This window comes from Actinomycetospora straminea, from assembly GCF_028737255.1.
Lineage (GTDB): Bacteria > Actinomycetota > Actinomycetes > Mycobacteriales > Pseudonocardiaceae > Actinomycetospora > Actinomycetospora straminea.
In genome coordinates this window covers 83,867-105,460 of sequence record NZ_JAQZAN010000010.1, presented here as the reverse complement: position 1 = coordinate 105,460, position 21,594 = coordinate 83,867, and the positions used below count along the sequence as shown (strand labels likewise).

The window sequence follows — 21,594 nt, the reverse complement described above, 5'->3', positions numbered from 1 at the left end:
GGGTCGACGGATCGGGGAGGAGGACGAGGATGCTGACGCGAGGCGCGGTCCTGCGGGAGGTGCCCGGCCGGTACGAGGTCGTCGAGCTGGAGGTGGACGACCCGCGGCCGGGCGAGATCCGCGTGCAGATGGTCGCGAGCGGGCTCTGCCACTCCGACGACCACCACGCCACCGGGGACATGAAGGTCGGGATCCTCCCCTTCGCCGGCGGGCACGAGGGCTCCGGGATCGTCGAGGCCGTCGGGCCGCACACCCCGGGGTTCGAGGAGGGGGACCACGTGGTGTTCTCCTTCCTGCCCGCGTGCGGGCGCTGCCGGTGGTGCGCCACCGGCCACCAGAACCTCTGCGACATGGGTGCCGCGGCCGGCACGAACGCCCGGTGGGACGACCCGACCAGCTTCCGGCTGGCCCTCGACGGTGCCCCCGTCGGTCAGATGTGCGGGCTCTCCACGTTCTGCGAGCACACGACCGTGGCGACGGCCTCGGCCATCAAGGTCGACCCCTGGATCCCGCTGGAGACGGCGTGCCTGACCGGCTGCGGCGTGGGGACCGGGTGGGGCGCGGCGGTCAACTCGGCCGAGGTGGAGCCGGGTCACGTCGTGATCGTCATGGGTGTCGGCGGCATCGGGATCAACGCGGTGCAGGGGGCCGCGCACGCCGGGGCGCTGGCGGTCATCGCGGTCGATCCGGTGGAGTTCAAGCGGACCCAGGCGCTCGCGCTCGGGGCCACGCACGCCGTGGCGGACATCGCCGAGGCCACGGAGATCGGTCGGGAGCTGACCAACGGCCAGGGCGCGGACGCGGCGATCGTGGCGGTCGGGGTGACGACGGGGCGGCACGTCGGCGCCGCGCTGCGGGCGGTGCGCAAGGCCGGGACCTGCGTCGTCGTCGGGCTGGGGGCGACCAGGACGGGGGACGGCGACATCCCGCTCACCGAGCTGGTGCTCTACCAGAAGCGCCTGCAGGGCTCGCTGTTCGGCGCCTCCGCCCCCACCGCGGACATCCCGGCCCAGCTCCGTCTCCACCAGGCCGGGGCGCTCAAGCTGGACGAGCTGATCACCACCCGGTACACGCTGGACGAGATCGCCACCGGCTTCGACGACATGCACGCGGGCCGCAACCTCCGCGGGGTCGTCGTGTTCTGACCGGGCCGCCGCGCGCGTCCGCGAGCGGTACAGCACGCCGGGGGAGTTCCGCCGCGGACGGGGGTGGCCGCCGCGGCTTCAAATTCCACCCATCGTTTGGTCGAATGAAGCGACGCCACCTGAGGAGGTGCCATGTCCGGGGCCGCGCAGGACACCGAGCTGCTGGTCGAGCTGCTGGTCGAGGTGCAGGGGCCGGTCACGCGCTGGACGCTGAACCGTCCCCACCGGCTCAACGCCCTGAGCCCGTCGTTGGTCGCCGCGCTGGGGCGGGCGATCGACACGTTGCCCCCGTCCACCCGGGTGCTCGTCATCGGCGCCCGCGGCCGCGCGTTCTGCGCGGGCGGCGACCTGGAGGCCGTGTCGGCCCTCGGGGAGGGCCCGGGTCTCGAGCAGTTCCACGACGACATCAGCTCCACGCTGAGCCGTCTCGCGGCGCTCCCCGTGCCCGTCGTCGCGGCCGTGGGCGGCCTCGCCGTCGCCGGCGGCCTCGAGGTCGTCCTCGCGTGCGACCTGGTGGTCGCCGCCGAGTCGGCCGTCTTCGGCGACGGGCACGCGCGCTACGGGCTGCTGCCCGGCGGCGGCGGATCGGTCCGGCTGCCGCGGCGTCTCGGGTCGCCGCGGGCCAAGTACCTGCTCTACACCGGCGAGAGCGTGCCCGCGGCCACCATGGAGTCCTGGGGCCTCGTCTGCCGCGTCGTCCCCGACGCCGATCTCGACGCGGCCGTCGACGACCTCGCGGCCACCCTGGCCGCCCGCAGCCCGGACGGGCTGCGACGGATGAAGACGCTGGTCGACGAGGGGCTCGAGCTCCCGGTCGAGGAAGCGCTGCGCCGCGAGCAGGAGGCGGCCGCCGAGCACGCCCGGTCCGCGGACTACCGCGAGGGCGTCAGCGCCTTCCGCGAGCGCCGGACGCCGGCCTGGTGAGCGCCGCGGCGGCGCGGACGTGTCAGTCGATCGAGCACCCGCCGGGGCGGGGGAGGAGAGGACCATGACCAGCCACATCATCGGGGCGAGCACCACCGCGTTCGGGCGGCGTCCGGAGGTCGGCGTCAAGGAGCTGGCCCGCGAGGCGGTCGACGGCGCGCTCGAGGACGCCGGGACCACCCTCGACGCGGTGGAGGCGGTGTTCTTCTCCACCGCCATGCAGGGAGCCCTCGAGGGCCAGCACGCGGTCGCCGGGCAGATCGCGATGCGCGACATGGGCTTCCAGCGCGGGCCGGTGTTCAACGTCGAGAACGCCTGCGCCAGTGGCGACACGGCCCTGCTGCTCGCCGAGTCGCACGTCCGGGCGGGCAACGCCGACGTCGTCCTGGCCGTCGGGGTCGAGCGGATGACCGCGGACAAGGCGGGCTCCTTCGCCTGGTTCCACGGCGCCTGGGACGTGCACGACGCGGACGCCACGACGGCGGGCCTGCTGGCCCTCGGCGCCGACGTCCCGACCCCGGACGGGGTGGCCGAGCCGGCTCCCGAGGCGAAGAGCCTCTTCATGGACGTCTACGCGGCCCTCGCGAAGTACCACATGAAGCGCTACGGCCTGACCGACCGCCAGCTCGCGGCCGTGGCGGCCAAGGACCACCGGCACAGCGTGCACAACCCGTGGGCCCAGTACCGGCGCCCGTTCAGCGTCGACGAGGTGCTCGCGGCCCCGACGATCTCCTGGCCGATCAGGCTCCCCATGTGCGCCCCGATGTCCGACGGCGCCGCCGCGGTGCTCGTCTGCAGCGACCGCGTCCTCGGCCGCCACGGCGACCGCGCGCGGAGCGTGCCGATCGCGGCCGTGGAGCTCGCCAGCGGCCAGGACCGCTCCCCGGACGACCTCGACCGCCACCTCTCGGTGGTCGCCTCGACCCGGGCCTACGAGCGGGCGGGCATCGGCCCCGAGGACGTCGACGTCGCCGAGCTCCACGACGCCACCAGCTTCGGGGAGATCCTGCAGAGCGAGAACCTCGGGCTCGTCGCGCGGGGCAACGGCGGTGCCGCCGCCGAGCGCGGGGAGACGACCCTCGGGGGCCGTATTCCCATCAACGTCTCCGGCGGCCTGGTCTCCAAGGGGCACCCCATCGCGGCGACCGGGCTGGCCAAGACCTTCGAGCTGGTCACCCAACTGCGGGGCGAGGCGGGTGACCGCCAGGTCCCCGGCGCGCGCTGGACGATCAGCCAGAGCGGCGGCGGCTTCTACGGCGTCGAGGACGCATCGACCTGCGTCACCATCCTCGGCGGGAAGTGACGCGGCGCGGCGCGGGTCAGCCGTCGGGATCCGACGGGGCCCGCGCCGCGAGCCCGCCCACGACCAGGTCGGCGAACTCCTCGCCGACCTGCTGACCGGTCTTGCGGCCGTCGGCGCGGAACCAGCGCGACACCGAGTTCACCATCCCGAACAGGGCGAGCGCCGCGGTGCGCGGATCGACCTCCGCCCGGACGGTCCCCGCGGCCTGACCGGCGGTGAGCCACTCCTCGACGGCGGTCTCGTGGCGTCGTCGCTCGTCGAGGATCGGCTGCCGGCGCTCGGGGGGCAGGGCGCGCCACTCGGTGTGGAACAGGCTCGCGCGCTCGATGTTGTCGGCGACGTGCGCGGTGTCCGCGGCGACGAGGGCGCGCACCTTGTCCAGCGGCGCGGCGCCGGAGGCGACGATCCGCTCGAAGTGCTCGAGGGTGTCGTCGTGGTACTGCGCGATCAGCTCGAACAGCAGATCCTGCTTGCTGGAGATGTAGTAGTAGACGCTGCCCTTGAGCATGCCCAGCGCGGCGCCGATCTCCTGCGTGGTGGTGGCCGCGTACCCGCGCTCGTGGAACATCCGCGCGGCGACCTCGAGGACCTCCTCGCGACGGGCGTGCTGCTGGCGTCGCCGCCGCCCGGCAGGCCGGGCCCGTCCGGACCCGGTGTCCGCCGTGCTCGCGTCTGCACTGGACACGATGTCGACGTCTCCCTCGCGCTCGGCCCCGGTCGGGAGGCCAGGATAGGCCGGGACGGGCGGAGGCCGGTGTCCCCCGCCCGTCTCCCGTGCCCGGACGCGGGTGTCACGCCCCGCTCACCCGGGTGTCGCGATCGGCCCAGTACGGGTCGCGCAGGACCTTGCGCTGGAGCTTGCCGGTCACCGACTTGGGCAGCGGCTCGGTGACGAACTCGACGCGGGACGGCTTCTGGTAGCGGCCCAGTCGCTCGGCCACCAGGTCCATCAGCTCGTCGCCGGTCACCGCCGCGCCCGGCGTGGTGCGGCAGACCGCCAGGGGTGTCTCGCCCCACCGGGCGTCGGGCACGCCGAACACGGCGACCTCGACGACGTCGGGGTGGTCGGCCAGGACGGTCTCGAGCTCGGCCGGCCAGATGTTGAACCCGCCCGACACGATCATGTCGTCCACGCGGTCGAGCACGTAGAGGTAGCCGTTCGCGTCGAGCTTGCCGATGTCGCCGGTGCGGACCCAGCCGTCGACCAGCCGCTCGGCCGTACGGGCGGGGTCGCCCCAGTAACCGCGCATCTGGGCCTCGACCTGGGTCCAGATCTCGCCCTCGGCGTCGAGGCCGAGCACGCGGCCCTCGGGGTCCCGGATCTCGAGGCGGCAGAAGGGCAGCACCCGCCCCGCCGAGCGCATCGGGGTGGAGCCGGGCACGTCGGCGAACCACTCGGCGGGCGTGGCGATGGTCAGCGGCGTCGCCTCGGTCTGGCCGAACACCTGGTAGACGACGTCGCCGAACGCGGCGCGCCCGCGGTTGATCGTCGCGTCGGTGATGGGACCGCCGCCGACGAGGATGCACCGCAGCGCCGTGAGGTCCCGGTCCGGCACCGTCGGGTCGCTCGCGATGCCAGCGAGCATGGACGGGGCCGCGAACGTGTGCGTGACCCGGTGGCGCTCGGTGAGCTCGAGGAACGTCGGCACGTCGAAGGCGCCGTAGAGCAGGTTGGTGGCGCCGGCCAGCCACGCCGGGATGAACAGGTAGCCGGCGGCGTGGGAGATCGGCGCCGCGTGGCCGACCACGGAGTCCCAGCCGAGGGCGGGCAGCCGGTAGAACCAGTTGCGGCAGTTCACCAGCCAGTCGTGCTGGGTGTAGCCGACGCCCTTGGGGCGGCCGGTCGTGCCCGACGAGTGCCGGATGATGTACCAGTCGTCCGGGCCGACCTCGACGTGCGGGTCGACGTTCGACTGGGCCGCCAGCCAGTCCTCCCAGGTCTCGTCGCGGACCAGGACGTGCGCGAGGCCGTCGACCTCCTGCTCCAGTCCCTTCACCCCGTCGGCGTGGGCGGCCTCGGCGACCACCGCCACGACGCCGGTCTGCTCGATCATCACCTGGTGGGAGCGGCGCGAGTTGCGGGGGTAGAGCGGCACGCGCACCGCCCCGGCGATCGCCGCGCCGAGGAAGAAGTCCGCGGCCCCGAGGGTGTTGTCCTCGACCGCGGCGACCCGGTCCCCGGGCCGGACGCCCAGGGCACGCAGGCCGTTCGCCACCCGCACGCCCCGGTCCCAGGCCTGCGCGAAGGTCAGGCTCCGGTCGCGGGTGACGATCGCGGTGCGGTGTGCGTTGACGGTCGCCGCCTGCCGCATGAGGCCGGGCACGTCCATGGGTTGACCTCCTAAATCCACCGGTGGTTTGAATTGTGGGGGAGGTCGTCGGCGGGCACAAGGGTCGACGTGCCGTCGGAGCGGGCCTGCGCGTGCTCGGCCGATGCTTGCCCGCTGCATCTCCTATCTTGTATCAACTATTAGGACGGTCCTGTCCGGGCGCGGTGCGGCCCTGGTCCCCGGGACCGCGGAGCCGACGAAGGAGTGCGTCCATGTACAGCACGACACTGCAGGGGTTCGAGGACAAGGTCGTCCTGATCAGCGGCGCCGGCCGCGGTCAGGGGGCGAACCACGCCCGGGCGCTCGCCGAGGCCGGGTGCGACATCGTCGCCCTCGACACCACCACCCCGATCCCGGACCTCTACCGCGTCGCCGACCGCGACGACCTCGACCGCACGGTCAAGGAGGTGGAGGCGCGCGGACGCCGGGCGCTGCCGGTCGTCGCCGACGTCCGCGACGAGCAGCAGGTCAAGGCCGCGGTGCAGGAGGCGCTGGACACCTTCGGCAAGATCGACGTCCTGATCAACAACGCCGGGATGGCGGCGATCGACCCGATCCACGAGATGCGCAGCCACGTCCTCGACGCCGTCATCGACATCAACCTCAAGGGCCCGATGTGGCTGGCCAAGTACGTCGTCCCGAACATGATCGGTCGGCGCACCGGCAAGATCATCAACATCTCCTCGGCCGTCATCGGCAGCGGCCACGCGATGCTGTCCCACTACGTCGCGTCGAAGCACGGTGTCGTCGGCCTGACCCGGTCCTGGGCGACCGAGCTCTCCGAGTTCGGCATCGCCGTCAACGGCATCGCCCCGGCCACGATCAAGCCGGACCCCGACGGCGGCTCCTACATGGTGATCGGTCTCGCCGAGGCGCTGGGCGGCATCAGCATGGCGGAGTCCTACGAGCACTTCTCGGGGCTGGTGAACTTCGAGGGCTGGCGTGCCGAGATGGACGACATCACGAACGCCGTGCTCTACCTGGTCTCCGACAACGCCCGCGTCGTCACCGGGCACATGCTGCACGTCGACTGCGGCCAGGCCACGCGGTGACGACGGCACCACGGGCCCGCACCGCGGGCGCGTCGGAGGACGCCCCGCGGTGAGGGCCGTCCACCTCACCCGCCGCGGCCCCGACGGCGGGACGCTGACGACGGTGGACGCCGACGTCCCGGCCCCGCGCGAGGACGAGGTCCTCGTCCGGGTCGAGGCGTGCGGTCTGTGCGGCCACGACCAGGCCGACCGCTACGGCCTGACGCGCGGCGCCCCGCCCGACCCGCTGGTCCTGGGCCACGAGATCGCCGGGACGGTCGAGGCCCTCGGGCCCGCCGCGCGGGGTCTCGCGGTCGGGCAGCGGGTCGCCTCGAAGCAGTTCGCGACGTGCGGGCGTTGCCGGTGGTGCCGGTCGGGCGAGGAACTGCGCTGCCCGGACCGCGCGTTCGTGTACGGGGGGTTGGCCGACGACGTGCTCGTGCGGTCCTCCGCGCTGCTGCCCGTCCCGGACGAGGTGTCGTCGCCCGTGGCCGCCGTGGTCGCCTGCGCGGTCGGCACGGCGCTCCAGGCCTGCCGCGCCGTGGGGGTGCGCGCCGGCGAGTCGGTGCTGGTGACGGGCGCGGGCGGCGGCCTCGGGCTCCACGGGGTCCAGGTGGCCGCCGCCCTCGGCGCCCGGGTCACGGGGCTGACCGGCTCGCCGGAGAAGGCCGAGACCGTACTCGCCGCGGGCGCCGACCGGGTCCTGCACACCGCCGACGTGGTCGGCCGCCGGTCGTCACCCGGCCCCGCGGTGGACGTCGTGCTCGACACCGTCGGCGCGCCGGAGACGTTCACCGCCCTCCTGCGCGGTCTCGTCCACGGCGGACGGCTGGTGCTGGTGGGGCAGCAGACCGGCCGGCCGGTGTCCTTCCACCCGTTCCACCTCTTGTCCCGGGAGCTCGTCGTCACGGGGTCGGAGTCCACCAGCGCGGCGACGTTCGCCGAGGCCCTCCGGTGGGTGGCGTCCGGGACGGTGGTGCCGGTGGTCCGGCCGTACCCGATGGACATGGTCGCGGAGGCGTTCGCCGACATGGACCGTCGGGCGGTGGCCGGGCGGGCCGTGGTCGTACCCTGACCGTCGTCGGGGGGCCGGCCGGGACGGGAGGCGGCGACGTGTCGGAGCGGGATCTCCCGGCGCGCGGTCCTCGGCGCGGTTCGGCCGCGGCGCGCCTCGCCGCGCGGCGGCCCATGCCCGCGGAGGTGGAGACCTACGTCCGGGGGCTCATCCTCTCGGGCGAGTTGGGCGCAGGCCGGCTCGTGTCCATCGACCGGCTCGCCGAGGACCTCGACATGAGCCCGACGCCGATCCGGGAGGGCCTGCTGGCGCTGCGCGCCCAGGGCTTCCTCGCCCTCGAGCCCCGTCGCGGCTTCCGCGTGGTCGAGCTCCGGCCGTCGGACATCGCCGACATGTTCGACGCGCAGGCCTATCTGGCCGGGGAGCTGGCGAGCCGCGCGGCGGCACGGATCCCCGCCGAGGAGGTGGACCGGCTCGAGGCGGTGCAGGACCGGCTGGAGTCCGCCGCCGCCGAGGGCCGGACCGAGCTCGTCGAGGACCTCAACCACGAGTTCCACCGGACGATCAACAAGGCGGCGGGGTCGCCGAAGCTGACCCTCCTGCTGGCGGTGGCGGTGCGCTACGTGCCCCGCCACTTCTTCGCCAGCATCGAGGGCTACGTCGACACGAGCGTCGCCGACCACCGGGCGATCCTCGCCGCGTTGCGCGCGGGGGCGGTGGAGGATGCCCGCGCCCGGATGCGGGAGCACATCGACCACGGCGGTGCCCTGGTGCGCGCCAACCTCGTCCGCCGGGCCGCGGAGGACGCCGGCTGACCGCCGGCCCACGCCGCGGCCGGGACGCGACGGCGGCGGCGTGGTCACCACGCCGCCGTCGTCGCCCGGATGTCAGCCCGCCGGTCAGCCCGCCGTGACTTCTGCGCGGTCCCGGACGGTGGGCGCGGCGTCGCTCAGCGAACGCCCCGAGGTCTCCGGGAGGACCCGCAGGAGCACGAGGCCGACCACCAGCGCGATCACGGCCAGGTAGAGCCCCGAGGCGACGGCGCTGCCGACCGCGCTCCCCGCCGACGAGGCCAGCGTCGCCGCGACGAGCGGGGCCGTCCCCGCGACCGGACCGACACCGACGCTGAAGGCGAGAGCGGCACCGCTGGACCGGGTCCGCGCCGGGAACAGCTCGACCAGCACGATCGAGGACATCACGTTCAGCCCGGACTGCGGGATCGCGAACAGGCACATCCCGAGCAGCGCGAGCCACGGCGACCCGGAGCCGACGAGCAGGAGGACCGGCACCGCGAGCACGGCGTGCGCGAGCGCGCCGCCGATGTAGACGGGGCGTCGGCCGATGCGGTCGGAGACGCGTCCGGCCAGCGGGCAGATCGCGCTGTAGAAGACCATGGCGATCGAGGTGACGATCAGCGCCGTGCGGCGGTCGCCGGTGATCGACAGTGCGTTGCCGAAGTACGTCGCCAGGTAGTAGAAGCCCACGCCGGTCACCGAGGTGCAGGCGAAGGCGATGAGCATCGCCGGGCGCTCGGTGCGCAGCGCGTCGCGCAGCGGGGTGGCCGAGACCTCGTCCTGGGCACGGAGCTCGCGGTAGACGGGCGTCTCGTCGAGCTTCGACCGCAGGTAGAACCCGACGAGGCCGAGGGGCGCGGCGAGGAGGAACGGCACGCGCCAGCCCCACGACTGCATGGCCGCCGGGGTGAGCGCCGACTCCAGCGCGAGCACCGACGCCGTCCCCGCGACGATCGCGAGGCCGGCGGAGGCGGAGATCAGGGCGGCGCGCGCGCCGCGTCGACCGGCCGGGGCGTACTCGGCGATGAAGGCGGACGCGCTGGTCCACTCACCGCCCGCGGAGAGGCCCTGGACCGAGCGCAGCAGCACGAGCAGGACCGGCGCCCAGAACCCGATGGCCGCGTAGGAGGGCAGCAGGCCGATGAACGTCGTCGCGCCGCTGATGCCGAGCACCGCGAGGGACAGGGCGACCCGGCGGCCGCGCCGGTCACCGAGCGAGCCCAGGAGCGCACCGCCGAGCGGGCGGAACACGTATGCGACGCCGAACACCGCGAGCGAGGCGAGCAGCGAGACGACCGGGTCGTCCGACGGGAAGAAGACCTTCCCGAGGGTGACGGCGACGGCGCCGTAGACGGCGAAGTCGAACCACTCGGTGAAGTTGCCGATGAGGGTGGCCCGCACGACGCGGCGGGGGATGGGGGCGGAGGTGGTCATCGTGGCGCTCACTTCGTGTAGTCGATGACGCCGCGGATGATCTTGCCGTCGCGGAGGTCCTGGTAGCCCTGGTTGATCTCGTCGAGCGAGTACCTCTGCGTGATCAGCTCGTCGAGCTTGAGCCGGCCCGCGTCGTAGAGGCGCAGCATCCGGACGATGTCGTACTGCGGGTTCGACGAGCCGAACAGCGTGCCCTTGATCGTCTTCTGGTTGAAGACCATGTCCGATCCGGACACGTGGACCGTCAGCAGCTCGGGGTTCGCGACCCCGGTGACGACGACCGTGCTGCCCTTGCCGATCACGGCGAAGGCGTTGCTGATGACCTCCTCGGTCATCACCCCCACCACGCAGATCGCCTGGTCGGCGCCCTCGCCCCAGGTCAGCTGCCGGGTCGCGTCGGCCGCCTCGTCGGCGGTGGCGAAGACGTGGGTGGCGCCGAACTCCAGGGCGGTGTCGCGCTTGAAGGCGACCGGGTCGACCCCGATGACGTACTTCGCGCCGGCGTGGACCGCGCCCTGGACCGCGTTCATCCCGACGCCGCCCAGGCCGTAGACCACGACGGTGTCGCCGGGGGACACCCCGCCGGCGTTGACGGCGCTGCCCCACCCGGTCGGCACGCCGCACCCGACGAGCACCGCCTTGTCCAGCGGCAGCCACTCGTCGACCTTGACGCACGACAGCTCCGAGACCGTCGCCCGCTCGGAGAAGGCGCCCAGCATGCAGAAGGCGCCGATGTCCCCGAGCTCGTCGTCGTGGGCCCGGAACGTGCCGTCGGGCATCGACCCCTCGAGGATCGTGGCCCCGGAGTTGCAGAGGTTCTGGCGGCCGGTCGAGCAGTAGCGGCAGGTGCCGCAGGCCGGGGTGAAGCTGCAGACGACGTGGTCGCCGGGCGCCACGCGCGTCACGCCCGGGCCCACCTGCTCGACGACCCCGGCCGCCTCGTGGCCACCGATGATCGGGAACCGGACGACGTTGTCGCCGTCCACCATGTGCAGGTCGGAGTGGCACAGGCCCGCCGCGGACATCCGCAGCAGCACCTCGTGGGCCCGGGGCTCGTCGAGCTCGATCTCGCGGACCTCGAACGGTCGGTGGGGGGCGGTGAGCACCGCGGCTCGCGTCTTCATGGGGCGTCTCCGGGGTCGGTGGTCGACGACGGGCAGCTCGGCGAGGAGCGACTCCCGTCTGTTCAGATATTTGATACGATTGCATCGGCTGGGTCGCGAGGCAAGGGGTCCTGTTCCACGGTGCAGCGACCGCGCCGCGGTCGTGATCGACGCCCGACGGCCCTACCGCTGAGCTGGCCAGGTAATGTATCTTGTATCAAATGTTGTCGAAGAGTTCCGGTGTCCGGTCTGCTCCCAGGGAGGCGTCGATGTCACCGACCGCGGCCACGGAGGCCGACCGGGCGGCCGCCCGGCCGTTCCGCGAGGGGCTGCTCTCGCTCGACCCCCCGCGGCTCCTCGGATCCCGCTGCGGCGCCTGCGGCACGGCCACCTTCCCGGCTCGCGACGTGTGCCCGGCCTGCCGTGCCGAGGAGGTCGCCGGCCACGAGCTGTCGACCCGGGGGCGCATCCACTCGTTCACCGTCGTCCGGCAGGCCCCCGCCGGCGTGGAGGTGCCCTACGTCCTCGCCTGGATCGACCTGCCCGCCGACGACGTGCGGCTCATGGCCCAGGTCGTCGGCGTGGCGCCCGAGGAGGTCTCCCACGGACTGCCGGTGTCGCTCGAGCTCGTGCCCTTCGAGCACGACGAGTCGGGCGCCCCGCTGATGGGCCACCGCTTCCGCGTCTCCGAGGAGGTCTCGGCATGACACTCGCCCCCGCCCACGTCGCCGGCGTCGGGATGGTCCGGTTCGGCAAGTACCCCGCGGACGTCACCCTCGAGCGGATGGCGGTCGGCGCGGCCCGCGAGGCCCTCGCCGACGCCGGTGCCGGGCTGGCCGCGGTGGACGGGCTGTACGTCGGGCACGTCTTCGGCGGCCCGGTGGCCGGTCAGCGCATCGCCGCGCAGCTCGGCCTCGACGGCGCGCCGGTCTCCAACCACGAGAACTACTGCGCCAGCGGCGCCACGGCCGTCCGCGAGGCGTGGGTCGCCCTGGCCGCCGGGCTGCACGACGTCGTCCTGGTGATCGGCGTCGAGAAGATGACCGACCGCGTCGCCGGCGGCGTCCGCCCCGACCCCGGCGACCTCGACGCGGCCGTCGGTTACGTGATGGCGGCCGGGCACGCGATGAGTGCGCGCCGGTACATGGCCGACCACGGCGCCACCCGCGAGCAGATCGCGGCCGTCGCGGTCAAGAACCACGCGCACTCCGTGCACAACCCGTACGCGCAGTACCAGAAGCCGGTCGACCTGCAGCAGGTCCTCGACGCCCGCCCCATCGCCGAGCCGCTCGGGCTGCTCGACTGCAGCCCGATCTCCGACGGTGCCGCCGCCGTCCTACTCGCGAGCCCGGCCGGCCTGCGCCGGCTCGGGATGGCGCCGGACACGCCGCGGGTCCTCGGCGTGGGCCTGGTCAGCGGGTCGGTGCAGACCGGGACCGGCGACCTCAACGCCGAGGACGTGTCGCGGCGGGCCGGCGAGGAGGCGTGGAAGCTCTCCGGGGTCGGCCCCGACGAGGTCGACCTGGTCGAGATGCACGACTGCTTCACCATCGCCGAGATCGTGCGCATGGAGGGCCTCGGGCTCGTCCCCCACGGTCAGGGGGCGGCCTGGACCGCCGACGGGCACACGACCCTCGGCGGCCGGTTGCCGGTCAACCCCAGCGGCGGCCTCCTCTCGCGCGGCCACCCGGTGGGTGCCACCGGCGCGGCCCAGGTCTGCGAACTGACCTGGCAGCTGCGGGGCACGGCGGGCGGACGCCAGGTCGAGGGCGCGCGCACCGGGCTGGCCTACTGCAAGGGCGGCACGGTCAACGGCACCGACGGCGGCTCGGTCACCACGGTCGTGATGGCCCGATGAGCGCGCCGACGGTGGAGGCGGTCGTGCGCGGCCACGGCGCCGCCACCCGCCTCGTGACCGACGCCCTCGCGGTCGCCCGCCCCACGTCGCCCTCGGCCGTGGTCGTCCCGGCCGTGCCCGACCTGCGGCCCCTCGACGAGCTGACCGACGAGCGTCTCGCCACCGACGTCGGGGACACGCTCGACGCGGTGCTCGCCGACGTCCGGGCGGTGCTCGACGGCGCGGTGCACCGCCTCGTGTTCGTCCTCCCGGCGGCGCCGCTGATGGCCACCGCGGGCGGGGCCGCGGCCTCGGCGGTGACGGGCGGGGTCCTGTCGATGGCGCGGACGCTCGCGATCGAGCTGGCGCGCGAGCAGGTGGCCGTCAACGTGGTCGCCGTCGACCCCCGGGCGACGACCGTCGCCGCCCTCGCGGGCCAGCTCGGCGTCCTGCTCGGCGAGGGCGGGGAGGCGATCACCGGTCAGGAGATCTACCTGACCGCCGGGACCGACCTCGGGAGGATCCGACCGTGACCACGACACATCCCTCGGGCCGGACGGCGATCGTCACCGGAGGCGCGGGCGGCATCGGCCGCGGCATCGTGCGGCGGCTGGCGGCCGACGGGTTCACCGTGGTGCTCGCCGACCTCGACGAGACCGCCGTGCACGAGGCCGCCGCGGAGATCGGGGGCCGCGTCGAGCCCCACCTGCTCGACGTGACCGACCCGGCCTCGCGCCGGTCCGTCGTGGCCCGCGCCGACGCGCTCGGCGGCGCCGACCTCCTGGTCAACTGCGCCGGCGTCCTGCGCGACGCGCGGGTCCGCCGGCTCGAGCCGGCCCTGTTCCGGCGGCTGACCGAGATCAACCTGATCGGCCCGCTGGCGCTGGCGCGCCTCGTCGGGCCGGGCATGGGCGCGCGCGGCGGCGGCGCGATCGTCAACCTCGCCTCCCGGGCCTGGCTGGGGACCTTCGGCTCCACGGCCTACTCGACGGCGAAGGGCGGGCTGGTGGGCGCGACCCGGTCGCTCGCCCTCGAGCTCGGGCCCCGCGGCATCACCGTGAACGCCGTGGCGCCCGGCTTCGTCGACACCCCGATGACCGACGGCCTGCCGCCCGAGGTCCGGCGTCGCACGCTCGACGCGATCCCGGTGGGCCGCGCGGGCCGCCCGGAGGACGTCGCGGACGCGGTCGCGTTCCTGGCCGACGCCGGCTACGTCACCGGGCAGGTCCTGGTCGCCTGCGGCGGCCGCAGCATCGGTGACCCCTACCTGGCCCGTGCCTCGTGACGGGAGACGAGAACGTGTCACGACCACTGACCGGTGTCCGCGTCGTGGAGTTCGCCGGGCTCGGACCGGGACCCTTCGCGGCGATGGTGCTGGCGGACGCCGGGGCCGACGTCATCCGGCTCGACCGCCCCGGGGAGCCCGCGGACGCGGGGGCGCTCGTGCGGGGGCGGCCCCGCCTCGAGGTCGACCTCAAGACCGACGCCGGGCGGGAGACCGCGCGCCTGCTGGTGCAGCGCGCCGACGTGCTGCTCGAGGGCTTCCGCCCGGGCGTGATGGAGCGGCTCGGGTTCGGACCCCGCGAGTGCCTGGCCGAGAACCCCGGCCTGGTCTACGGCCGGATGACCGGGTGGGGACAGGACGGCCCGCGGGCCCGCCAGGCCGGGCACGACATCAACTACCTCGCGCTCACCGGGGCACTGCGCTCCGTCGCCCGCCGCGGCGAGGCGCCCGTGCCGCCGCTCAACCTGGTCGGCGACTACGGCGGCGGCGGCATGGTGCTCGCCTTCGGGGTCGTCACCGCCCTGCTCGAGCGCCGCATCAGCGGTCGCGGTCAGGTCGTCGACGCCGCGATGGTCGACGGCGTCTCCCTGCTGATGACCGGCATCTGGAGCCGCGCGGCGCAGGGCCGCTGGTCCGACGAGCCCGGCACCAACGACATCGACACCGGCGCGCCCTTCTACGACGTCTACGCGACCGCCGACGGCGAGTACATGGCGGTCGGCAGCATCGAGCCGCAGTTCTGGGCCCGCCTGCTCCGGGGGCTGGGGATCGACCCGGAGTCCGTGGCCGCCCAGTGGGACCGTGCCCGGTGGCCGGAGACGAAGGAGCGGATCGCCGCGGTGTTCGCGACACGCACCCGCGGGGAGTGGACCGACGTGTTCGACGCGCTGGACGCGTGCGTGACCCCGGTGCTGTCGATGGCCGAGGCGCCCGACGACCCCCACCTGAGCAGCCGGGGGACGCTGCGCCGCGGGCCGGGCGGGGTGGCGCCCGCGGCGGCCCCACGGTTCGACCGCACGCCCTCGGCGCCGGCGGCGTACCCCGGGTCCGCCGAGGCGGCCCTGCGGCGGTGGGGCGTGCCGGAGGCGGTGTCCGCGCCGTGACCAGTGCGCCAAGGTCGGTGATAGTTTATCCGGTGGACGGGCAGCGGGCGGGAGGTGCGGGCGTGGCAGGACGGGCCCGCGCGCAGCGCCGCGGTCTCGCCGTCGAGGTGGCCGAGCACATCCGCTCGATGATCTTCGACGGCCGGCTCACCGCCGGGCAGCGGGTCCCGCAGGACGCCATCGCCGAGGAGCTGGGCGTGAGCCGCCTGCCCGTACGGGAAGCGCTGATCACTCTCGAGGCCGACGGTCTGGTGGCCTCGGAGGCGCACCGCGGGACCTTCGTGGTGCCGATCCGCTCCGAGGACATCGCGGACCACTACCGCCTCTACGGGATGGCGCAGGGCCTCGCCGCCCGGGGCGCGGCCCGCCGCATCACCGAGCCCGTGCTGGCCCGGCTCGACGAGCTGCACGCGCTGATGAGCGACAACGACGACCCGGACGTCCTGCACGACCTGAACTGGGAGTTCCACTCCCTGATCAACCGCACGGGCGCGAGTCGCCGGACCCTCTCGGTGCTCCGGCAGCTGTCGCACAACCTGCCCCGCGAGGTGTACAGCCTGCCCGCGGCGGCGAGCCCGGAGGCGAACCGGGGCCACGCCCGCATCATCGCCGCGCTCCGTGCGGGCGACGAGGCCGAGGCCGACCGGGCCAACCGGGAGCACGTGCAGCACGAGGGCGATCAGGTCGTCGCCGTGCTCTGGCGCAACGGCATCCTGGCCGACTGAGCGCGGCGGTCACCGTCCGCCGGGCGTCGACGTGTCCGCAGACGTCGTATCAATGATCAGATCAGGGAGGTCCTCATGAACGCTGCCGCGGCGGTGGTCGGAGTGGGCACGACCGCCTACGGCGCGCTCGGGCGCACCGCCGACGATCTGGCGGGCGAGGCCCTGCGCGCCGCGCTGGGCGACGCGTCGCTGGGCGCGCTGGAGGTGGACGGCCTGCTCACGCACCGCGTCGACAGCTACGAGCGGTTGGCGGCCGAGCACGGCATCGACCCGCGGTGGACCGTCGCCCTCCCGCCCGAGGGACGCATGACCGGACCGGCGCTCCAGCTGGCGGCCGGCGCGCTGCGCGACGGCACGTGCCGCACCGTCGCCGTGGTGTACGGCAACGACAGCCGGACGCGCGGCGCCACCTACGGCGCGGGCGGGTCCGGGTCGACCGCGGCCGGGGAGGGCTACGGCACGACGCCCGAGCTGGCCGCCCCCTACGGCATGACCTCGCCGGGCGCCTTCTCCGCGCTCATGCTGGCGCGCCACCGCCATCTCCACGGAACCACGGACCGCCAGCTCGGCGCCGTCGCCACCACCTTCCGCCGCCACGCGCAGCTCAACCCGGACGCGCTGCGCCGGACGGACATGACGCTCGAGGACTACCTCGTCGCGCCGCCCGTCGTCGCGCCCCTCCGGCGGCTCGACTACTGCCAGATCAACGACGGGGGCGTCGCCCTGGTCCTCACCACGCTCGACCGGGCCCGGGACCGGCCGCACCCCCCGGTGCCGGTGCTCGCCGCGGCCCAGCGGTCGCGCCTGACCGGCTCGGACCTCCCGCCGGACGACTTCTGGGCCGGGGCCCTCGCGGAGGTGGGCGACGCGGTGACGCGGGCGAGCGGGCGGGGCCGTGACGCGGTGGACGCGCTGATGGTCTACGACAACTTCAGCCCGAACGTGCTGTTCACCCTCGAGGGACTCGGCTGGTGCGGCGCCGGCGAGGGCGGCGCGTGGGTGGCCGACGGACGCATCGCCCTCGGCGGGGAGCTGCCCTGCAACACGTCGGGAGGACAGCTCTCGGAGGGCTACCTGCAGGGCTGGGCGCTGGTCGTCGAGGCCGTGCGCCAGCTGCGCGGCGACTGCGGTGCGCGCCAGGTGCCCGGGGCGCGCACCGTCCAGTACGCGTGCGCGGCGCCCGTCGTGTCGTCGGTCCTGTTCGGTGCGGACGACTGATGGACGTCCGGGAGCACCTCGACGGCCTGCGCCGGGGCGAGCTGCGCGTGGCCCTGTGCCGGCACTGCGCGGCCCCGTCCTTCCCGCCCCCGCGCACCTGCCCGCGCTGCGGCGGCCCCGACCCGGCCCTCTGGATCACGGCCTCGGGCCGCGGACACCTCTGGAGCGTCGCCGAGTTCCACCGCACCTACCTGCCCGAGCACCCCGCGCCGTACCCCGTCGCGGTCGTCGAGCTCGACGAAGGACCCCGACTGCTGAGCACGCTGACGGACCCGCGCACGCCGATCGGCGGTGCGGTCATCGCGGAGATCGACGCCGACGCCGAACCGCCGCGCGTCGTGTTCCGCCCCGAGAGCGAAGGAGGAGCACCATGAGCGCCCTGACCCGACCCGTGACCGACCTCGAGTCCCCCGAGGGGCCACCCGCCCTGACCGTGCCCGCGGCGATCGAGGCCCACGCGGCGACGCGGCCCGACGCCGAGGCGGTGGTCGGACCCGAGGGCCGCGTCACCTGGGCCGAGCTGGACGACCGCACCGCCCGCCTCGCCGCGTTCCTCGACGACGCGGGGATCGCCCACGGCGACCGGGTCGGCATCCTGCTGCCGAACGGGCTGCGCTGGATCGTCGCGGCCGCGGCGGCGCTCAGGATCGGCGCCGTGGTCGTCCCGCTCAACACCTGGTACCGGGCCGACGAGCTGCGGCACGTGCTGGGGAGCTCGCAGGTGCGGATGGTGGTCACCGACGACGTCGTCTTCGGGCGGGACACCGGCGCGGAGTTCGACCGGGCCGGGTACGGGCGCCCCTTCACCCCGGGCGGGGACGGCTACCTCGGGATGATGGTCTGGCCGGCCGCGGACGAGCTGCCGGGGGAGTCGACCCCCCGTCCGTCGGCGGGGCCGACCCCCGACGACCTCGCGCTGCTGCTGTTCACCAGCGGCAGCACCGCGCGGCCGAAGCCGGTGCCCCTGCGCCACGGACGGCTGCTCCGCAACGCCCACGAGATCGGGCGTCGCCAGCACCTCGTGCCCTCCGACCGGCTGTGGCTGGGCGCGCCGTTCTTTTTCGGCTACGGGTGCTCGAACGCCTGGCCGGTGACCCTGGCCCACGGCGTGACCCTGTGCCTCGAGGAGCGCGTGTCGGGCGACGGCTCGCTCGCGTTCCTCGCCCGCGAGCGGTGCACGGTCTACTACGGACTCGGCGTGGTCACCCGCACCCTGCTCGCCGCCCCGTCGTTCGGGCAGCACGACATCGGTGCGCTGCGCACCGGCACCACCGGCTTCACCCCCCAGGACAAGCGCCTCGCCGTGGAGGCGCTCGGCGTCACCGGGATCTGCAGCATGTACGGCCTCACCGAGGCCTACGGGCACTCGACGGTGTCCGACGCGCACGACCCGCTCGACGTCCGGCTGCACACCTCGGGCACCGTCGTGCCGACCCAGGAGATCCGGATCACCGACCCCGACGGGACCGTGGTCCCGACCGGCACGACCGGCGAGATCGAGCTGCGGGGATGCGTGATCGAGGGGTACCTCGGCGCCCCGGAGCTGGACGAGGGGAGCTTCCGGGACGGGGGCTGGCTGCGCACCGGGGACCTCGGGCACCTCGACGACGAGCAGCGGTTGCACGTCGTCGGTCGGCGCAAGGAGATGCTGAAGATCAAGGGGATCAACGTCGCCCCGCTCGAGGTCGAGGAGCTGCTGGCCGGTCACCCCGACGTGGACCAGGCCTTCGTGGTCGGGCTCCCCGGTGCCGACGGCGAGGAGCGCATGGTCGCGGCAGTCGTCGCGCGCCCCGGCGTCGCCCCGGACCTCCCGGCGCGCCTGGTGTCCCACGTGCGGGAGTGCGCGGCCAGCTACAAGGTGCCCGACCGCGTCGCGGTGCTCGCGCTCGAGGACCTCCCGCTGACCGCCACCGGCAAGGTCAGCAAGCGGGCCCTGCGCGACGTCCTGGCGGGCCCGCGGTGACGCCCCGGGTGCTCGCCGCGGGCATCGGCTTCACGGAGGGGCCGCTGTTGACCTCCGACGGCCGGCTGCTCGTCGTCGCGATGACGCGCGGACTGGTCGTCGAGATCGATCTCGACGGGGGAGTGGTCGGGACGACCGAGGTCGGGGGTGGCCCCAACGGGCTCGCGGAGGGTCCGGACGGGACGGTGTGGGTCGCCCAGAACGGGGGCTCACTGCGGTCGAGCCGGTCCGCGCGCTCCGCACGCGCCGGGCTCCAGCAGGTCGTCGGCGACGATGTCCGCGATGTCTGCGTCCCGGGAGCGAGGGCGCCCAACGACCTCGCCGTGGGACCCGACGGCCGCATCTGGTTCACCGATCCCGGCCTGCCCGGGGACACCGGCCGGCTGTGCGCGCTCGACCCCACCGACCACGTCACGACCACCGTCCTCGACGACCTCACCTTCCCCAACGGGCTCGCGTTCGGTCCCGGGGGCGACGTCCTCCACCTCGCCGACACCGATCACGGGACCGTCACCCGGCACCGGTGGGTCGACGACCGGTTGGTCGCGGACGGCCGGTCCGCGGACCTGCCCGCAGGAGGTCCCGACGGTCTCGCCCTCGACGCCGACGGCCGGCTCTACGTGGCCGCGCCCGCGGCGGACGCGGTGTTCGTGTTCGCCCCGGACGGTCGCCCGGACGGGGTCATCGACTTCCCCGAGCCGACGTTCCCCACCAATCTGTGCTTCGCCGGGCCCGCGCTCGACCTCCTCGTGGTGACGGCGGCGAAGGGCGGTCGCGTGCTCGTGGTGGACCGTGGGATCCGGACGCCGGGCCTCGCTCCCGCCGCGGGTGCTCGTACCGCAACCCGTCAGGACCGTCAGGTCCTCGGCGCGAGAGAAAGGAGCCCGGGCATGTCGCTCGGTGCCACGACCTGCACGGACACCCACGGTGAGCCCGGTCTCCGGGACGTCCCCGACGGCCGTGCCGTCGCGTCCCGCCGGTCCTGAGGCGGCCGCCGTGGACGAGGACGCGACCGCACCGGCGCCCGACGACCGGTACGCGCGGGGGCTGGAGATCCTGCGCGTCGTCGGTGGGCAGCACGACCCGGCGGTGGTGGACGCGCTCGCCGACCTGGCGCCCGACCTCGCGCGGTACACCGTCGAGTTCGCCTACGGCGACGTCTACGCCCGTCCCGGCCTGACCTGGCGGGAGAGGCAGCTCGTCACGGTCGCGGCGCTCACCGCGCTGGGCACCGCCCCGACCCAGCTGCACTTCCACATCCGCGGGGCCCTCGAGGTCGGCACCACGCCGCGCGAGATCACGGAGACCATCGCGCACATCAGCGTCTACGCCGGCTTCCCCGCCGCCCTCAACGGGCTGAGCGCCGCGCGGGCCGTCTTCTCCGAGGAGGGGGCCGCGGTCGAGGTCGCCGCCGACCGGGGTCCCGACGGGGACGAGAGCCGGTACGAGCGGGGCCTGCGCCTGCTGTCGGAGATCGACGGGGACGCCGGGCACCGCGTGGTCGAGAGCCTGCGCGACGTCGCGCCGGACCTCGGCCGCTACCTCGTCGAGTTCGCGTTCGGCGACATCTACGCGGGCACCGGTCTCGATCTGCGGATGCGGGAGCTGGTGACCGTCGCCGCGTGCACGGCCCTCGGCACCGCCACGCCGCAACTGCGCCTCCACGTCGGCGGGTGCCTGAACGTCGGCGGCACCCGGGAGGACGTCGTGGAGGTCATCACGCAGATGGCCGTCTACGCCGGGTTCCCGGCCGCCCTGAACGCCCTCGCCGCGGCCCGCGAGGCCTTCGCGTCGCACTGAGAGCTTCGACCTCGGCGGACAGCTCGTCCTGCGGGCCTCCTGCCCGATGCGCGCGTCCGCCGCTCAGGAGGGGGCGTACGGGGCGGCGACGTCGAGGTTCCAGGTGACCCCGTACCGGTCGGTGAGCATGCCGGCGGCGGGCGCCCACTGCGCGGGTCCGTAATCGGCGACGATGGTCGCGCCGGCGGCGAGCTTGTCCCAGATCGCGGCGATCTCGTCGACGCTCTGGCCGCGCACCGAGATGAAGAACGGCTCGGCGGTGAGGGTGGTGGTGTGGTTCTCCCGGCGGGTCGAGGCGCGGTGCCCGCTGCTCAGCGTGGTCGCCGGGCTGGTGGTGGGCACGTCGTAGGCCATGACCCGGAACCCGGTGTCGGACTCCACCTGCCCGAACACCACCCGCTCGGCGTCGGGCGAGCCCGCCGGCGCCCCGAGGTCGCCGTAGGTGGCGATCATGGTCTGGCCGCCGAACACCGACCGGTAGAAGCCGAGCGCCTCGCGTGCCTCACCGTTGAAGTTCAGGTGGGTGGTGGTGCTGACCGACATGCTGGCGTGCTCCCCGTGTCGCTGGTCGACCCCGGAGTCCT

The 21,594-nt window shown here is 74.4% G+C and carries 22 protein-coding genes; 17 read left to right on the top strand and 5 right to left on the bottom strand.

Annotated elements, in window-relative coordinates:
* Nucleotides 1–29: 29 nt before the first annotated feature.
* The 3 genes from PH190_RS15195 to PH190_RS15185 all read left to right on the top strand — a co-directional run bounded on the left by PH190_RS15195 (nucleotide 30) and on the right by PH190_RS15185 (nucleotide 3,372).
* A complete protein-coding gene (locus PH190_RS15195) occupies nucleotides 30–1,145 on the top strand; it encodes an NDMA-dependent alcohol dehydrogenase (RefSeq protein ID WP_274232364.1) in 1,116 nt (371 codons plus the stop codon).
* A 132-nt stretch (nucleotides 1,146–1,277) separates the two neighbouring features.
* Complete coding sequence (locus tag PH190_RS15190; RefSeq protein WP_274232363.1) at nucleotides 1,278–2,069, top strand: enoyl-CoA hydratase/isomerase family protein; 792 nt, start codon at nucleotides 1,278–1,280, stop codon at nucleotides 2,067–2,069.
* Nucleotides 2,070–2,133: 64 nt separating this feature from the next.
* On the top strand, nucleotides 2,134–3,372 hold the full coding sequence (locus PH190_RS15185) for a thiolase family protein (protein WP_274232362.1): 1,239 nt from the start codon (nucleotides 2,134–2,136) through the stop codon (nucleotides 3,370–3,372).
* A gap of 16 nt (nucleotides 3,373–3,388) precedes the next feature.
* On the opposite strand, the gene PH190_RS15180 is transcribed toward PH190_RS15185, so the two are convergent.
* Nucleotides 3,389–4,057 (bottom strand): TetR/AcrR family transcriptional regulator, encoded by a 669-nt coding sequence (locus PH190_RS15180; protein ID WP_274232361.1) that lies wholly within the window; start codon nucleotides 4,055–4,057, stop codon nucleotides 3,389–3,391.
* A gap of 106 nt (nucleotides 4,058–4,163) precedes the next feature.
* Nucleotides 4,164–5,702 (bottom strand): class I adenylate-forming enzyme family protein, encoded by a 1,539-nt coding sequence (locus PH190_RS15175; protein WP_274232360.1) that lies wholly within the window; start codon nucleotides 5,700–5,702, stop codon nucleotides 4,164–4,166.
* A gap of 212 nt (nucleotides 5,703–5,914) precedes the next feature.
* Between PH190_RS15175 and PH190_RS15170 the strand changes: the two genes are divergently transcribed.
* The 3 genes from PH190_RS15170 to PH190_RS15160 are packed head-to-tail and all read left to right on the top strand — an operon-like array spanning nucleotide 5,915 to nucleotide 8,563.
* Entirely contained in the window at nucleotides 5,915–6,754 is an 840-nt protein-coding gene (locus PH190_RS15170) for an SDR family NAD(P)-dependent oxidoreductase (RefSeq protein ID WP_274232359.1), read from the top strand.
* A 49-nt stretch (nucleotides 6,755–6,803) separates the two neighbouring features.
* On the top strand, nucleotides 6,804–7,808 hold the full coding sequence (locus PH190_RS15165; protein ID WP_274232358.1) for an alcohol dehydrogenase catalytic domain-containing protein: 1,005 nt from the start codon (nucleotides 6,804–6,806) through the stop codon (nucleotides 7,806–7,808).
* 38 nt (nucleotides 7,809–7,846) lie between these two features.
* Nucleotides 7,847–8,563: a GntR family transcriptional regulator gene (locus PH190_RS15160; RefSeq protein ID WP_274232357.1), complete on the top strand. Its 717-nt coding sequence runs from the start codon at nucleotides 7,847–7,849 to the stop codon at nucleotides 8,561–8,563.
* 84 nt (nucleotides 8,564–8,647) lie between these two features.
* On the opposite strand, the gene PH190_RS15155 is transcribed toward PH190_RS15160, so the two are convergent.
* Together PH190_RS15155 and PH190_RS15150 are read right to left on the bottom strand one after the other, a co-directional pair.
* Nucleotides 8,648–9,976, bottom strand: coding sequence for an MFS transporter (locus PH190_RS15155; RefSeq protein ID WP_274232356.1), 1,329 nt, complete (start codon nucleotides 9,974–9,976; stop codon nucleotides 8,648–8,650).
* Between the two features lie 8 nt (nucleotides 9,977–9,984).
* On the bottom strand, nucleotides 9,985–11,100 hold the full coding sequence (locus PH190_RS15150; RefSeq protein ID WP_274232355.1) for an NDMA-dependent alcohol dehydrogenase: 1,116 nt from the start codon (nucleotides 11,098–11,100) through the stop codon (nucleotides 9,985–9,987).
* Nucleotides 11,101–11,348: 248 nt separating this feature from the next.
* Here PH190_RS15150 and PH190_RS15145 point away from each other — a divergent pair, with 248 nt between their 5' ends.
* The 11 genes from PH190_RS15145 to PH190_RS15095 all read left to right on the top strand — a co-directional run bounded on the left by PH190_RS15145 (nucleotide 11,349) and on the right by PH190_RS15095 (nucleotide 21,010).
* Nucleotides 11,349–11,786, top strand: a complete 438-nt coding sequence (locus PH190_RS15145) for a Zn-ribbon domain-containing OB-fold protein (protein WP_274232354.1) — start codon at nucleotides 11,349–11,351, stop codon at nucleotides 11,784–11,786.
* On the top strand, nucleotides 11,783–12,937 hold the full coding sequence (locus tag PH190_RS15140) for a thiolase family protein (protein ID WP_274232353.1): 1,155 nt from the start codon (nucleotides 11,783–11,785) through the stop codon (nucleotides 12,935–12,937). Before PH190_RS15145 ends, PH190_RS15140 begins: the two co-directional genes overlap by 4 nt.
* A complete protein-coding gene (locus tag PH190_RS15135; protein ID WP_274232352.1) occupies nucleotides 12,934–13,449 on the top strand; it encodes a hypothetical protein in 516 nt (171 codons plus the stop codon). Before PH190_RS15140 ends, PH190_RS15135 begins: the two co-directional genes overlap by 4 nt.
* Nucleotides 13,446–14,201, top strand: coding sequence for an SDR family NAD(P)-dependent oxidoreductase (locus PH190_RS15130; protein WP_274232351.1), 756 nt, complete (start codon nucleotides 13,446–13,448; stop codon nucleotides 14,199–14,201). Before PH190_RS15135 ends, PH190_RS15130 begins: the two co-directional genes overlap by 4 nt.
* Nucleotides 14,202–14,215: 14 nt before the next feature.
* Complete coding sequence (locus PH190_RS15125) at nucleotides 14,216–15,304, top strand: CaiB/BaiF CoA transferase family protein (RefSeq protein ID WP_274232350.1); 1,089 nt, start codon at nucleotides 14,216–14,218, stop codon at nucleotides 15,302–15,304.
* 62 nt (nucleotides 15,305–15,366) lie between these two features.
* Nucleotides 15,367–16,029 (top strand): GntR family transcriptional regulator, encoded by a 663-nt coding sequence (locus PH190_RS15120; RefSeq protein WP_274232349.1) that lies wholly within the window; start codon nucleotides 15,367–15,369, stop codon nucleotides 16,027–16,029.
* A 75-nt stretch (nucleotides 16,030–16,104) separates the two neighbouring features.
* Nucleotides 16,105–17,247, top strand: a complete 1,143-nt coding sequence (locus PH190_RS15115; protein ID WP_274232348.1) for a thiolase family protein — start codon at nucleotides 16,105–16,107, stop codon at nucleotides 17,245–17,247.
* Nucleotides 17,247–17,621, top strand: a complete 375-nt coding sequence (locus PH190_RS15110; protein ID WP_274232347.1) for a Zn-ribbon domain-containing OB-fold protein — start codon at nucleotides 17,247–17,249, stop codon at nucleotides 17,619–17,621. Before PH190_RS15115 ends, PH190_RS15110 begins: the two co-directional genes overlap by 1 nt.
* Nucleotides 17,618–19,210, top strand: a complete 1,593-nt coding sequence (locus PH190_RS15105) for a class I adenylate-forming enzyme family protein (RefSeq protein WP_274232346.1) — start codon at nucleotides 17,618–17,620, stop codon at nucleotides 19,208–19,210. Before PH190_RS15110 ends, PH190_RS15105 begins: the two co-directional genes overlap by 4 nt.
* Complete coding sequence (locus PH190_RS15100; protein ID WP_274232345.1) at nucleotides 19,207–20,196, top strand: SMP-30/gluconolactonase/LRE family protein; 990 nt, start codon at nucleotides 19,207–19,209, stop codon at nucleotides 20,194–20,196. The genes PH190_RS15105 and PH190_RS15100 overlap by 4 nt, the downstream gene beginning before the upstream one ends.
* Before the next feature lie 10 nt (nucleotides 20,197–20,206).
* Entirely contained in the window at nucleotides 20,207–21,010 is an 804-nt protein-coding gene (locus PH190_RS15095; RefSeq protein ID WP_274232344.1) for a carboxymuconolactone decarboxylase family protein, read from the top strand.
* A 63-nt stretch (nucleotides 21,011–21,073) separates the two neighbouring features.
* Here the strand turns inward: PH190_RS15095 and PH190_RS15090 are convergent, their stop codons facing one another.
* Nucleotides 21,074–21,553: a VOC family protein gene (locus tag PH190_RS15090; protein WP_274232343.1), complete on the bottom strand. Its 480-nt coding sequence runs from the start codon at nucleotides 21,551–21,553 to the stop codon at nucleotides 21,074–21,076.
* Between the last annotated feature and the right edge of the window lie 41 nt (nucleotides 21,554–21,594).

Coding starts and splice junctions, on each gene's coding strand:
- PH190_RS15115 (WP_274232348.1), top strand. CDS start 16,105: ATGAACGCTGCCGCGGCGGTGGTCGGAGTGGGCACGACCGCCTACGGC.
- PH190_RS15190 (WP_274232363.1), top strand. CDS start 1,278: ATGTCCGGGGCCGCGCAGGACACCGAGCTGCTGGTCGAGCTGCTGGTC.
- PH190_RS15090 (WP_274232343.1), bottom strand. CDS start 21,553: ATGTCGGTCAGCACCACCACCCACCTGAACTTCAACGGTGAGGCACGC.
- PH190_RS15145 (WP_274232354.1), top strand. CDS start 11,349: ATGTCACCGACCGCGGCCACGGAGGCCGACCGGGCGGCCGCCCGGCCG.
- PH190_RS15155 (WP_274232356.1), bottom strand. CDS start 9,976: ATGACCACCTCCGCCCCCATCCCCCGCCGCGTCGTGCGGGCCACCCTC.
- PH190_RS15195 (WP_274232364.1), top strand. CDS start 30: ATGCTGACGCGAGGCGCGGTCCTGCGGGAGGTGCCCGGCCGGTACGAG.
- PH190_RS15110 (WP_274232347.1), top strand. CDS start 17,247: ATGGACGTCCGGGAGCACCTCGACGGCCTGCGCCGGGGCGAGCTGCGC.
- PH190_RS15140 (WP_274232353.1), top strand. CDS start 11,783: ATGACACTCGCCCCCGCCCACGTCGCCGGCGTCGGGATGGTCCGGTTC.
- PH190_RS15150 (WP_274232355.1), bottom strand. CDS start 11,100: ATGAAGACGCGAGCCGCGGTGCTCACCGCCCCCCACCGACCGTTCGAG.
- PH190_RS15175 (WP_274232360.1), bottom strand. CDS start 5,702: ATGGACGTGCCCGGCCTCATGCGGCAGGCGGCGACCGTCAACGCACAC.
- PH190_RS15135 (WP_274232352.1), top strand. CDS start 12,934: ATGAGCGCGCCGACGGTGGAGGCGGTCGTGCGCGGCCACGGCGCCGCC.
- PH190_RS15170 (WP_274232359.1), top strand. CDS start 5,915: ATGTACAGCACGACACTGCAGGGGTTCGAGGACAAGGTCGTCCTGATC.
- PH190_RS15105 (WP_274232346.1), top strand. CDS start 17,618: ATGAGCGCCCTGACCCGACCCGTGACCGACCTCGAGTCCCCCGAGGGG.
- PH190_RS15185 (WP_274232362.1), top strand. CDS start 2,134: ATGACCAGCCACATCATCGGGGCGAGCACCACCGCGTTCGGGCGGCGT.